The organism is Microbacterium sp. CGR1, from assembly GCF_001266755.1.
Lineage (GTDB): Bacteria > Actinomycetota > Actinomycetes > Actinomycetales > Microbacteriaceae > Microbacterium.
The window spans coordinates 481226-493218 of the sequence record NZ_CP012299.1; the positions used below are offsets into that span (position 1 = coordinate 481226).

11 protein-coding genes are annotated in these 11993 nt (G+C 69.2%); 6 read left to right on the forward strand and 5 right to left on the reverse strand.

Annotation, left to right across the window (positions count from 1 at the left end):
* Positions 1-26 precede the first annotated feature (26 nt).
* Positions 27-1679, forward strand: coding sequence for an FtsK/SpoIIIE domain-containing protein (locus AKG07_RS02220; RefSeq protein ID WP_053095768.1), 1653 nt, complete (start codon positions 27-29; stop codon positions 1677-1679).
* Positions 1670-2800, forward strand: a complete 1131-nt coding sequence (locus AKG07_RS02225; RefSeq protein ID WP_150115053.1) for a hypothetical protein — start codon at positions 1670-1672, stop codon at positions 2798-2800. The genes AKG07_RS02220 and AKG07_RS02225 overlap by 10 nt, the downstream gene beginning before the upstream one ends.
* 19 nt (positions 2801-2819) lie before the next feature.
* Here the strand turns inward: AKG07_RS02225 and AKG07_RS02230 are convergent, their stop codons facing one another.
* Positions 2820-3815, reverse strand: a complete 996-nt coding sequence (locus tag AKG07_RS02230) for an asparaginase (RefSeq protein WP_053095770.1) — start codon at positions 3813-3815, stop codon at positions 2820-2822.
* Between the two features lie 103 nt (positions 3816-3918).
* On the opposite strand from AKG07_RS02230, the gene AKG07_RS02235 reads away from it, so the two are divergent.
* On the forward strand, positions 3919-4413 hold the full coding sequence (locus AKG07_RS02235) for an OsmC family protein (RefSeq protein ID WP_053099076.1): 495 nt from the start codon (positions 3919-3921) through the stop codon (positions 4411-4413).
* Positions 4414-4425: 12 nt separating this feature from the next.
* On the opposite strand, the gene AKG07_RS02240 is transcribed toward AKG07_RS02235, so the two are convergent.
* Positions 4426-5205 carry a lysophospholipid acyltransferase family protein gene (locus AKG07_RS02240; RefSeq protein WP_053095771.1) on the reverse strand — a complete coding sequence of 260 codons (780 nt, stop codon included), beginning with the start codon at positions 5203-5205 and terminating at the stop codon, positions 4426-4428.
* A 123-nt stretch (positions 5206-5328) separates the two neighbouring features.
* Here AKG07_RS02240 and AKG07_RS02245 point away from each other — a divergent pair, with 123 nt between their 5' ends.
* Both AKG07_RS02245 and dxr read left to right on the forward strand, forming a co-directional pair.
* A complete protein-coding gene (locus AKG07_RS02245) occupies positions 5329-6318 on the forward strand; it encodes an FKBP-type peptidyl-prolyl cis-trans isomerase (RefSeq protein ID WP_053095772.1) in 990 nt (329 codons plus the stop codon).
* A gap of 36 nt (positions 6319-6354) precedes the next feature.
* Entirely contained in the window at positions 6355-7437 is a 1083-nt protein-coding gene (dxr, locus tag AKG07_RS02250; RefSeq protein WP_053095773.1) for a 1-deoxy-D-xylulose-5-phosphate reductoisomerase, read from the forward strand.
* Between the two features lie 84 nt (positions 7438-7521).
* Here dxr and AKG07_RS02255 read toward each other — a convergent pair whose 3' ends face one another.
* From AKG07_RS02255 to AKG07_RS02265, 3 genes are all read right to left on the reverse strand, one after another.
* A complete protein-coding gene (locus AKG07_RS02255) occupies positions 7522-9144 on the reverse strand; it encodes a Mur ligase family protein (RefSeq protein ID WP_053095774.1) in 1623 nt (540 codons plus the stop codon).
* A gap of 89 nt (positions 9145-9233) precedes the next feature.
* On the reverse strand, positions 9234-9929 hold the full coding sequence (locus AKG07_RS02260) for a YcnI family copper-binding membrane protein (RefSeq protein WP_053095775.1): 696 nt from the start codon (positions 9927-9929) through the stop codon (positions 9234-9236).
* An 88-nt stretch (positions 9930-10017) separates the two neighbouring features.
* Positions 10018-10590 carry a hypothetical protein gene (locus tag AKG07_RS02265; protein ID WP_053095776.1) on the reverse strand — a complete coding sequence of 191 codons (573 nt, stop codon included), beginning with the start codon at positions 10588-10590 and terminating at the stop codon, positions 10018-10020.
* A gap of 82 nt (positions 10591-10672) precedes the next feature.
* Between AKG07_RS02265 and AKG07_RS02270 the strand changes: the two genes are divergently transcribed.
* On the forward strand, positions 10673-11989 hold the full coding sequence (locus tag AKG07_RS02270) for a M50 family metallopeptidase (protein WP_150115054.1): 1317 nt from the start codon (positions 10673-10675) through the stop codon (positions 11987-11989).
* Positions 11990-11993 lie beyond the last annotated feature (4 nt).

Sequence of the window (11993 nt, forward strand, 5' to 3'; positions counted from 1 at the left end):
CCCCGCATGTGCGGTCCACTGGAGGCATGGACTCTCTGCCGATCGCGATCCCTGCCGCTCCCGCACCGGCTCGTAGGCCTCCGACACCGTTCGTCGCGGCACTCGTTCCCGTAGCCGCTGGAGTGGTGCTCTGGCTCGTCACCGGTTCGCTGTTCTCCCTGTGCTTCGCGGTTCTGGGTCCCCTGATGATCATCGCGTCGCTGATCGACGGGTCGCGATCCCGACGCAAGGCATCGCGGGTGGCTGCGACCGACAGCGAGGCTGCGTGGTCGCTCGTCGAAGCTCAGTTGACGCAGCTTCACGATGATGAGCGTCAGCTGCGGTGGCATCGACATCCCGACGCATCGGCAGGCCTGGCGCAGCCGCCGCTGCGCGGCCTCGATCCACCCGCCGCCGCCACTCAGGTCGTCGTCGGCAGCGGTGCCGGCGACAGCGGCGTGCGCGCTTCGGGCGGGGATGGGGAGCGCGAACGGGACTTCCGGATGCGATGCGCGAGGGTCGAGCGGGTGCCGGTGACGGTGCCCCTCAGCGGCGGCATCGGACTGCGCGGCTCGTATCCGCTCGTCGCCGCCGCGACGAGAGCGCTCGTGGTGCAGCTGTGTCTCAGATTCGGCGCCGCCCAGATGTCCATCATCGGCTGCCGTCTTGAAGAGCTGGGGCTCGCGGGGTTCCCGCAGGCCCACGCCGCGCGGCGCGGCTCGTTCCGGGTGGCCGTGGTGCAGGGCGCTGATCCTCGACCGGCGGCCGACGCCGTGATCTGGCTGCTGGATCGGGATGACGATGTTCCGGAGGGGATAACGACCGTCATCGATGTCACCGAGCCGCACCGGGCGCGCGTCCGCACGGCGCAGGGCATCGTCGAGGTCGACGCCGAGTGCATGTCCCGGGATCAGACGATCGCGATCGGGGTCAGTCGCACAGGAGAGGGAGAGGAACTCGATTCTGTCCCCGCGTCGGTGGCGCTCAGCGACCTGCTGCAGCCGGAATCGCTCGTCGGTCTGCCGGCCGCAATCGGCCGTGGTGAGCGGGAGGACATGCTCCTCGACATCGTCGATGACGGGCCGCACGCCATCGTGACCGGCACGACCGGAACGGGCAAGAGCGAGCTGCTGGTCTCGTGGGTGACGGCCATGGCGAGCCGCCATGGACCCGATCGAGTGACATTCGTCCTCGCCGACTTCAAAGGCGGCACAGCCTTCGAACCGCTTCGGATGCTCCCGCAGGTGGCTGCAGTGATCACGGACCTCGATGAGGAGGGGGCGCGGAGGGGCGTCTTCAGCCTGACCGCCGAGCTGCGGCGCCGCGAGTCGGTCCTCGCCGAGGCCGGCGCACGAGACGTCCGTGAGGTCGGCATGGCGAGGCTGGTCATCGTGGTCGACGAGTTCGCCGCGCTGCTCCAGGATCATCCGGACCTCGGGGCTGTGTTCACGGACATCGCCGCTCGGGGAAGGGCGTTGGGCATGCACCTGGTCCTCGGGACGCAGCGCGCGTCTGGCGTGATCCGCGATGCGTTGGCGGCGAACTGTCCGCTGAGAGTGAGCCTGCGTGTTGCGGACGCCGCTGACAGTCGGGCCGTCATCGGTGCCGACGACGCGGCTGAGCTCCCGGGCGGCGTCGAGTCGAGGGGCTTGGCTTGGTTCGGCGCCCGCAGGACGCTGCGCCGATCGCGATGCGAGTAGCGCTGACCGGCGTCGCCGATCTCAGGGCGATCGCGCTGAGATGGGCTGACGCCGACGTTCCGGGCAGCCCGTGGCTGCCGGTGCTGCCGCGGATGCTTCCTCTCGCGGAGCTTCGGGCTGAGACACGCAAGGACGGCGAAGTCATCCTGGGTCGAGCCGACGAGCCGGAACGTCAGGAGCAGCCACTCGAGCGGCTGTCGATCGGATCCGATCGAGGAATCGCCTTCCTCGGAGGACCCGAGTCGGGGCGCAGCTCGGCCTTGCGTGCGCTCGCCAAGCAGCATGGGCATCCACTCTGGATACCGACCGATCCAGAGCATTCGTGGGACGCCGTCGTGGCTCTGGCGGAAGGGGGAGTTCCGCGCGGGGGGCTCGTGCTGTGCGACGACATCGACGTCCGGATCGGCGAGCTGCCCGTCGAGTACGGCCAACAGCTGGCGCAGCTCTGGGAGCAGATCCTCCGCAACGGGGCCGGAGCCACGATCGCGATCACGGCGACGAGAGCATCGGGGCCCGTCGGGCGGCTTCTCGATGCTCTGCCGCGTCGGGGGCTGCTCAGGATGCCGAGTCGGGTCGATCACCTTGCTGCGGGTGGGGACTCCGCAGGTTTCGATCCGCAGCGCGGTCCGGGACGGATGCGGATGGGGGATCGGGAGATCCAACTGGTCTGGGTCCCCGAGGAGCGACTGCGGTCGTCGGGTCCATCCAGTGGCACCTCTCGATATCGGGAACGGGAAAGTGACGGCTGGGCTCCGCGGCGTGCCCTCACGGCGCTCATCACGCCGGGGGTGTCTGCGGTGGCGGAGTCAGTGGCGGCTGCGTATCCCGACTGCGACGTCGTCACTCTGAGCGGCGAACCGCGCGATGCTCAGGCACCCACGCGTCCCACCGTCGTGCTCGGCGATGCAGACGCGTGGCAGCGCAGTTGGACGCTGTGGCAGCGGGTGCGTCGAGAGGGCGAAGTGCTCATCCGCGCGGAGAATGCCGCGGAGCTGCGGCAGCTCGCCGGTGTGCGAGAGCTCCCGCCGTATTCGCGACCGCATGCGGGCCGGGCGTGGTCGCTGGTCGGCGACTCCGGGCCCCGACGAATCGTGATCCCGGCACTCGCGCCCCGGCGATGAGAAGCGTGTCGTCTCCTGGTCAGATGGCACTGCCGGGGCGAACGGCTCCGACCGTCGCCCCACCGCCGAGCACCTCGAGAGGCAGCGCGGCGGCGAGTGTCGCCACGTCCGAATCGGTGAGCCCGCCTGCGCGCGCCAGCAGAGTCGCCGCCACGATGGTCGACGCGCGCGCCCCGCCGTCGAGCATCTTCAGCGCGACGGTCGTGCCGTTCGGGGCGACCATGACCATGATCCCTTCGGCACCGCCCTTCGCGAACACGCCGAGTGTCTCGATCGCGATGGTGTCCGGGCGCCCCGGGCCGTCGATCGTCCACGGGTGCTCACGCACCGCGCGCACCAGCGAGCCGGCCACCCGGTGCAGGGCGAAGGGCGAGCGGTCCGAGGCGGTGCCGATCCGGTGGATCGATCGGGCGAGGCCCGTCAGCGTGATCGCGTATACCGGGGCGCCGCAGCCGTCGATGGCCGTGTGAGCGACCTTCTCGCCGGTGAGACGCTCGATCACGTCGCGGATGTGCAGCTGAAGCGGATGCGCCGGGTCCAGGTAGCTGTCGGTCGGCCAGCCCGTCGCGACGCAGGCACGGAGCATGGCCGCGTGCTTGCCTGAGCAGTTCATGCGGATACGTGTCTGTGCGCCGTGTTCGCGCACGAGCTCATCGCGAGCGGCGGTGTCGCCCGGCCACGCCGGCGGGCAGCCCAGGTGGTCCTCGGTGAGACCGCCCTCGGTGAGCACGTCGCGAACGACGGAGGCATGACGATCCGTGCCGCTGTGGCTCGCGGTCGACATGGCGAGCTGCTCGTCCTCGAGAGCGGCACCCGCGGTGATGCACGCCACGGCCTGCAGCGGCTTGAGGCTCGAGCGCGGAAGTATCAGGGCGTCGGCGTTGCCGTATCGAGCGACGACGTCGCCGTCGGGTGAGAGGACCACCGCCGCCCCCGCGTGGCGGGACTCGATGAACCCGCTGCGTTCGACGACGGCGAGTTCCACGGCATCTTGAACGGTGAGAGTCTCCAGCACCTCCCCAGGATATCGTCGGATGGGTGTCGACCGTGCCACCGGCACATCGTCCGGCACATCGTCCGGCACATCGTCCGGCAGAGTCGAGTGGCAGACTGTCGATATGGCAGATCGACTCGCGCCGCTCGGCGAGCACCGTTACTCACTCACCTCGACCTGGACCGGAAACTCTGGCACCGGAACCAGCGGCTACCGCGAGTATCGACGCGATGTCACGCTCGAGGTCGACGGCAAGCCCGACATCCTGGCCTCAGCCGATAAGCCGTTCCGTGGCGATCCGTCCCGGTGGAACCCTGAGGATCTGCTCCTCGCCTCCCTGTCGCAGTGCCATCTGCTCTCGTATCTGCACGCGTGCGTGACGGCTGGCGTCGTCGTCGTCTCCTACCGCGATACGGCCTCCGGCATGATGCGAGAGGACGGGCGCGGCGGCGGCGCGTTCGTCGAGGTGATGCTGCGGCCCGAGGTCGTCGTCGCGGACGCCTCGATGAGAGAGGCGGCCGAACGTGCCCATGCCCAGGCGAACGCATGGTGCTTCATCGCGAATTCGATGAACTTCCCCGTGCGGCACGAAGCCTCGGTCCGCGCCGAGCAGAGCTGAGCGGCGGCGGCGTCAGCGGCGCTCGTGGGGCAGCGCCTGCTTGATCTTCTCGATGGTGCCCTGCGCGGGAGCCTCGTTGTAGGCGTCCGCCAGTTCCTGCCCTGACAGGGCATGGATCGCGGCCATGATCTCGTCCGTCGCGAGTCTGCGGGCGCGCCCGCTCGTGGCGGGTCCGTGGGGCGAGAGGTCGAGAGGTTCGCCAAAGCGCACGGTGATGCGCTCCTTCAGGGTCGGCATCTTGGCGCCGACGGGCATCACCTTGTCCGTGCCGACGAGGCCGACCGGCACGACCGGCGCACCGGTCTGCAGGGCGAGGAACGCCACGCCGGTGCGTCCCTTGTAGAGGCGTCCGTCCGTCGAGCGCGTGCCCTCCGGGTAGAGGGCGACAGCGAGGCCCTCATCGAGAAGCTGACGCTGCACGTCGAGTGCGTCGAGGGCGGCCTTCCCCGCTCCACGGCGGACCGAGATCGCCCCGATGGACTCGAAGAACGTCTTGCTGAGCCAGCCCTTGAATCCAGGGCCCTCGAAATACGTGGACTTCGCGAGGAAGTGCACGGGCCTCGGTGCGGCGACCGGGATCGCGATCGAGTCGATGAACGACAGGTGGTTGCTCGCGAAGATGACCGGTCCGTCCTGAGGGACGTTCTCCCTGCCTTCGATGCGGGGCCGGTAGATCGTGCGCGCGAGGGGCGTGATGAGGCTACGCCCGAGCGCATAGGCGAAGCCGGCGTGTCGAGGCTTCTCAGTCTCTGCGGGCGAAGTCTCGGGCTCCACGGACTGCTCTGACGTCATCAGAGCAGATTACCCCGGCGATCATGCCCCAGTGGGAATGAAGCGCCGGAGCGAGTCTCCCAGCATCGGCAAAGGGGTATGGGGGATGATGGGGTGTCCCGCCCGCGATCCTGAGGTTCCACTGTGCGCAAGCGTCCGCTTATCGTCCTGTCCACCGTCGCCGCGGCGACCCTTCTGCTGGCCGGGTGCGCCGGAGGCTCGGACCCCGAGTCCACGAGCACTCCTGACCCTGCCGCCGAGACCTCCTGCCTGGCGGACATCGCGTCGGGCGCCGGCTCCGATGCCGTGACCGTCGAGGGATCCGGGGCAGACGCCAAGGTCACGGTGCCGGCGGGCACCGACCTCGCGGAGGCCGAGCGCTCGGTCGTCGTCGAGGGTGACGGCGATGACGTCATGCCCGGCGATCTCGTGTCTCTGCGCTACCAGCTCATCGACGCCACCACCAACGAGGTGCTCAGCACCTCGGAGCGGGGCCCCGACGGGGTACTGTCAGCCCTGCTCGCGGTGCAGCAGCCTCAGCAGATCGTCGACCCGACGCAGTCCACGGTGTTCACGGTGGCGGCCGAGTGCCTCCCGATCGGTTCGAGTGTCGTGCTGACGCTCCCCGCCGCGCAGGAGGGCATGAACCCGAGCGTCCTCTACGTCGAGACGATCGAACAGCTTCCTACGACCGCATCCGGCTCTGATGTCGACGCGACCGAAGGCATGCCGACCGTGAAGCTCGACGACGAGGGCTCGCCGACGATCACGCTCCCGGACTCCGATGCTCCCGCCGAGACGGAGGTGGCCGTCCTCAAGCAGGGCGACGGCGCCGTCGTCGGCGCAGGCGACCTGGTCACTGTGCAGTACCGCGGTGTGAAGTGGTCGGACGGCTCGGAGTTCGACTCCAGCTGGAGCCGGGATGCAGCTCCCTCGCAGTTCCAGACCAGCGGTGTCGTGACGGGCTTCAAGATGGCACTCGAGGGCCAGAAGGTCGGTTCGCAGGTCATCGTCGCCATGCCTCCGAAGGATGGCTATGGCGAGGGCGAGATCAACGACACCGATCTGACCGGCGAGACCCTGGTCTTCGTCGTCGACATCCTCGCGACCACGCCGATCGAACAGGCCCAGTAAGACGGAGGGGTCGAGGGCTTGCCATAGGCTGGCGGCATGCGTCGCATCATCGTCCTCGGCTCCACCGGCTCCATCGGCACACAGGCGCTCGACGTCATCCGGGCGAATCCACGTCGCTTCGAACTCGTCGGGCTCGCGGCCGGAACGAATGCCGAGATGCTCGGAGAGCAGGCTGCCGCTTTCGGGGTCGAGAACATCGCGCTCGGCGCGACCGAGGCCGAGCAGCTCGTGCGTGACGTCGAGGCTGACGTCGTTCTCAACGCGATCACCGGATCGATCGGACTCGGCGCCACTCTCGCGGCGCTGAAGGCTGGAAGAACGCTCGCTCTCGCGAATAAGGAGTCCCTCGTCGTCGGAGGCGAGTTGGTGCGCGCAGCAGCTGCCCCTGATCAGATCGTCCCGGTCGACTCCGAGCACTCTGCGCTCGCCCAGGCGCTGCGAAGCGGCACGCACGCCGAGGTGCGCCGCCTGGTCGTGACGGCATCCGGTGGTCCGTTCCGCGGCCGTTCGCGTGATCAGATGCTCGATGTCGCGCCGCAGGAAGCGCTCGCGCACCCCACCTGGGACATGGGCCGGATGGTCACGACGAACTCCGCGACGCTCGTGAACAAGGGACTCGAGGTGATCGAGGCGCACCTGCTGTTCGATGTCGCCTACGACGACATCGAGGTCGTCGTGCACCCGCAGTCCATCGTGCATTCGATGGTCGAATTCATCGACGGCTCGACGATCGCTCAGGCGTCCCCGCCCGACATGCGTCTGCCGATCTCGCTGGGTCTCGACTGGCCGAGCCGTGTGGGCGGCGTCGGTCGCCCGCTCGACTGGACTCAGGCGACCTCCTGGACCTTCGAGCCGCTCGACAACGTCGCGTTCCCGGCGGTTGATCTCGCGAAGTCCGTCGGCCGTGCGGCTGCCACTTTCCCTGCGGTCTACAACGCGGCCAACGAGCAGGCCGTCGATGCCTTCCACGAGGGTCGCCTGCCGTTCCTCGGGATCGTCGACACGATCTCTCGGGTCGTCGACTCCCACGAGCCCCCGCAGACGCTGACGGTCGAGTCGCTGGCGGATGCCGAGGAGTGGGCGCGCCGCAAAGCCGACCAGCTCATCGCTCGAGCCTGACTGAACGGTTCTGGGCGGTATTCCGCCCAGGCCGCGCGGTCGACCCGGGCGCGGATGCGGTCGTCGACGGCATCCGCGCCCGGTTCAGTCCTCGTCCGGGTAGGGGACCGGCCAGTGCGAATCGGGCACGGGCCATCCGGCTGCTCGGAGGGCACGACGCGCCAGCTCGCGGGCCGAGTACGGCGTGCGAACGCCCCGGATGTCGCGATAGTCCTGGTGGCCGGGTCCCGCCCACAGGATCGAGTCGCCTTCGCCGACCAGGCCCACGGCCGCCACGATGGCCGTCTCGGGAGGCGAGTACTCATGGATCTGCGCGTCCGGGCGCGCGGCGCGTGCGCCGGCCACGAGAGTGGCTCTGATCGAGTCGGGGTCTTCGAAACGGGGGTGGTGGTCCGTGACGACGAGGATGTCGCTGCCCTCGACGGCCGTGCGCGCCATGTCGTAGCGCTTGCTGGCATCGCGGTCGCCATCGGCGCCGAAGAGCATCAGCACCTTGCCCGGTGTGACACGGCGGACCGCGGCGAGCGTCTTCTCGAACGCGTCGGGGGAGTGCCCGAAGTCGACGAAGACGACCGGGCCGGTGTCGCCGGAGACGAGCTGGGTGCGACCGGGAAGGTGCGCCAGAATGCCACCGTCGCGGTCGAGTGCCGTGGCGATTCGATCCCAGGCGTAGCCGCCCTCGAGCAGCATCACGATGGCGAGTGCTGCGTTCGCGGCCATGTGCGGACCGATCACGGGAACCGTCGTCGTGAGCCTGCCTGCCGGGCCGGTGAGAGTGAACGTGGTGCCGGACGCGCGTTCGTCGTCGATCACGACGACCCAGTCGGCACGGGCCGCGGCATCGGGGTCGGCGGCGATGGAGGGCGTGCCGACGGTGACCACGGGGATCTCCGAGCGCTGAACGACCGTGGCGCCCGACGGGGAATCGAGGCATACCACTGCGCGGGTCGCTCGATCCGGACGGAAGAGCGGCAGCTTCGCCTCGAAGTACTCCTCCATGTCGACGTAGTCGTCGAGGTGGTCATGGCTGAGGTTGGTGAAGCCGGCGACGTCGAAGCGGATGCCGTCGACGCGATGACGTGAGAGCGCCTGCGCGCTGACCTCGACGGCCACGGCTTCGACATCGCGCTCGCGCATCAGGGCGAGGAGCGCGTGCATCTCGGATGCCTCAGGAGTGGTGAGTCTCGACACGATCACCTCGCCGGCGATGTGTCGTTCGGCGGTCGATGAGAGTCCGGTGACGACGCCGAGCTGGTCGAGGATGCCCTCGAGGAGGTGCGAGACACTCGTCTTGCCGTTCGTCCCGGTCGTCGCGAACAGCAGCGGGAGCGGCTCGCCTGCGCCGGTGCCGTAGACCCAGGCGCTGAGGGCGCCGAGGACTGCGCGCGGGTCGTCCACCACGAGCACGGGCAGGCCCGCGGGTTCGGCGATCTCGGCGCCGTCCGCATCCGTGATGATCGCGACGGCGCCCTTCTCCGCGGCGGTGACCGCGAAATCGGCGCCGTGGCGGTTCACGCCTCGGATCGCGACGAACGCCTCGCCGGGGCGGAGATCGGCGGTGGCCAGGGTGATGCCGGACAGGGTGACACCGGTCACCTCGCCACGAACGTCTCGTGCGAATCGAGAGGCGAGTTCGGACAGCTCACGCCGGGGCGGGTTCGCGGGGCGGAGCACGGGAGGCAGGCTCGGTTGTTGTTCAATCGACATGTCCCTTTCATGATCTCACGCCCGCGGCGCGATGACCGGGTGCGGCACGTCTCCCCGGCCGCATGCGATCGGGGAGACGTGCCGGCGCGTCACGCCGCGCGGCGGTACGCCAGTACCGAGACCACGAGCGCGGCGATGCCGGCGACGAGGCCGCCTGCGCCCAGCGCCGTGCCGACCGCATTCGCGGATCCCGCATCGTCGGCCGCGTCCGCACCGGCGGAGTCTGCATCTCCGGCATCTTCGGCAGAGTCATGCTCGCCGTGCCCGCCGGCAGCGGCCGCGGTCACCTCGACCACGGGAGCGGGCGCGTCGAGGCTGTGCGGGTCCTCGCCGTCCTCCGCGAGTTGGGTCCATTCGGTGCTGCCTTCGACGCAGGTCTGGATCACGGGGAAAGCGAGGGAAGCGGGTGTGTTCTCGTCGAGGCCGACCGCCATGCTGACCGCTCCGCGCAGGTCGTTGGGCACCGGTGTGACGGCGGTGTACGTCACGGCGCTGACGAGTCCGTCGTCGCCCTTCTCGACGTCGATCGTCCAGTCGCTGTCCATGGTGGGCGCGACCGACGCGAGCCCCTCCGGCATCGTGACCTTCAGCGAGGTGGTCGGAGAGTTCTCGCAGCCGTGCGCGAACGAGAAGGTCAGAACACCGTGGTCTCCTGCAGTCAGCTCGTCGGGGCTGACGCTGACGTGCGCGCTGGCCATGGCGGGGATGGCGAGTGCGAGGATGGCACCCCCGATGAGGCCTGCGGTGACGTTGCGACGGGTGGTGCGGGTGTTGGTGGAACGCATGGTGGTACTCCTGTGTGCTGATCTGCGGGCGCGTCGGTGTGCGCGTCGTCCGCGGGAAGGGGAAACGCCTCGGGGAGGCGATGCGAGATCAGACGAGTGCGGGAGGTCCGCGGCGGGAGACCGACGCAGCGAGAAGGTCCTGATCCGGCAGTCGGATCGCGAACACGGGGAGCGCGGGGTGCTCGGACAGAGGCCGGAACACGGCGACCGCGTGACGAAGGCGAGCCCGCACCCATCCGGCGATGGCCCGCACCGACGATTCGCCGTGACACAGCAGAGCAGTGGTGAGGATCGCCGCGGCGACGTGGCCGATGAGCATGAGGGAGTCGGGGGCGGTCGTCGCGACCACCGGGCCCAGAGCGGCGAGATCGAGGTGGTGCTGATGTCCCGCCGGTGCCGCCGTTCCGGTCGGCGTGCCGAGCAGCTGGAACACCAGGTGGAAGAGCCCCTGGCTGATCAGCACCGTCAGAGCGATCCGCGCGCGAGACATCCCTACGCCGATGAGCAGTGCGGCGAGCGGGACCAGGAGGATCGCCACGGCGACCACGAGGAGCGGATGCGGCGCGGCCCCGCCAGCGGTGGTGTGCGATGCGGCGGCGACGAGAGTCGCAGCACCGGATGCCGTCGCTGCGCGCAGAAGTCGCAGCTGGCGGGAGGTCACGGGACAAGCCTAACCGTGCGACGCGGTCGCCCCGTGCAGCTCTCGGGGCGTATTCCTAGGCGTCGAGCACTAGCTTGGGGGAGTGGAAGCACTGCTCTATCTGGCCGGAATCGTGTTCATGCTGATCGGCCTCGGTCTGTCGATCGGTCTGCACGAGGTCGGACATCTCCTGCCGGCCAAGCTGTTCGGCGTGCGCGTCGGCCAGTACATGATCGGCTTCGGTCCGAGGATCTGGTCCAAGCGAATCGGCGAGACCGAGTACGGGTTCAAGCTGCTGCCGCTCGGTGGCTTCATCTCGATGTCGGGGATGTACCCGGCTTCCGCCGCATCGGGGCCTGCGAAGGGCGTGTTCAGCGCTCTCGTCCAGGACGCACGGACGGCGAATGACGAGACGATCGCCGAGGGCGCTGAGGACCGCGTCTTCTACCGGCTTCCCGTGTGGAAGCGCGTCATCGTGATGCTCGGCGGTCCGCTGATGAATCTGATCCTCGCGGTCGTGATCTTCACCGTCCTCGTCTCCGGGATCGGCGTCCAGCAGGGAACCACGACGATCGCTTCGGTGAACGAGTGCGTGCTCCCCGCCGGCTCATCGGCGACCGAATGCACGCCGGACGATCCGGCCACGCCCGCGGCAGAAGCCGGGATCCTCCCGGGCGACGTCCTCGTGTCCGTGGACGGGCAGCCGGTGTCGACGTTCGCTCAGGCGACCGCCATCGTGCAGGCGGCGCCGGGCGAGACCCTGGAAATGGTGGTGCTGCGGGACGGTGCCGAGGAGACGCTGAGCATCACGCCTATCGAAGCTGAGCGCACCATCACGGATGCGAGTGGGCAGCCCGTCCTCGACGACGACGGGCAACCCGTCGTGCGAGAGGTCGGCTACGTGGGTATGGCCGCTCAGATGGGCTTCGTGCCGCAGCCGCTCTCCGCCGGCCCCCAGATGGCCGCGGACACCGTCGCCCGCGTGGGGTCGATGATCGTCACCCTTCCCGTTCGGATCTGGGACGTGGGCGTCTCACTGGTCACCGGTTCGGAGCGGGACCCGAATGGACCCCTGAGCGTCGTCGGGGTCGGACGCATCGCCGGTGAGGTCGCGGCGACCGATGCGCCGGTCCTCAATCGGTTCTCCGTGCTTCTCGGACTTCTCGGCTCCCTGAACGTGGCCCTGTTCGTGTTCAACCTGATTCCGCTGCTGCCGCTCGACGGCGGTCATGTCGTGGTCGCCCTGTGGGACGGCATCAGGCGCGCCTGGGCGAAGCTGTTCCGCCGTCCGCCGCCCGCGCCCGTCGACGCGACCAGGCTCGTGCCGCTCACGGTCGTCGTCGCCACGCTTCTCATCGCGATGGGGGCCGTGCTGCTCCTCGCCGACGTGTTCAACCCCGTGAAGCTCTTCGGAGGTTGAGCGG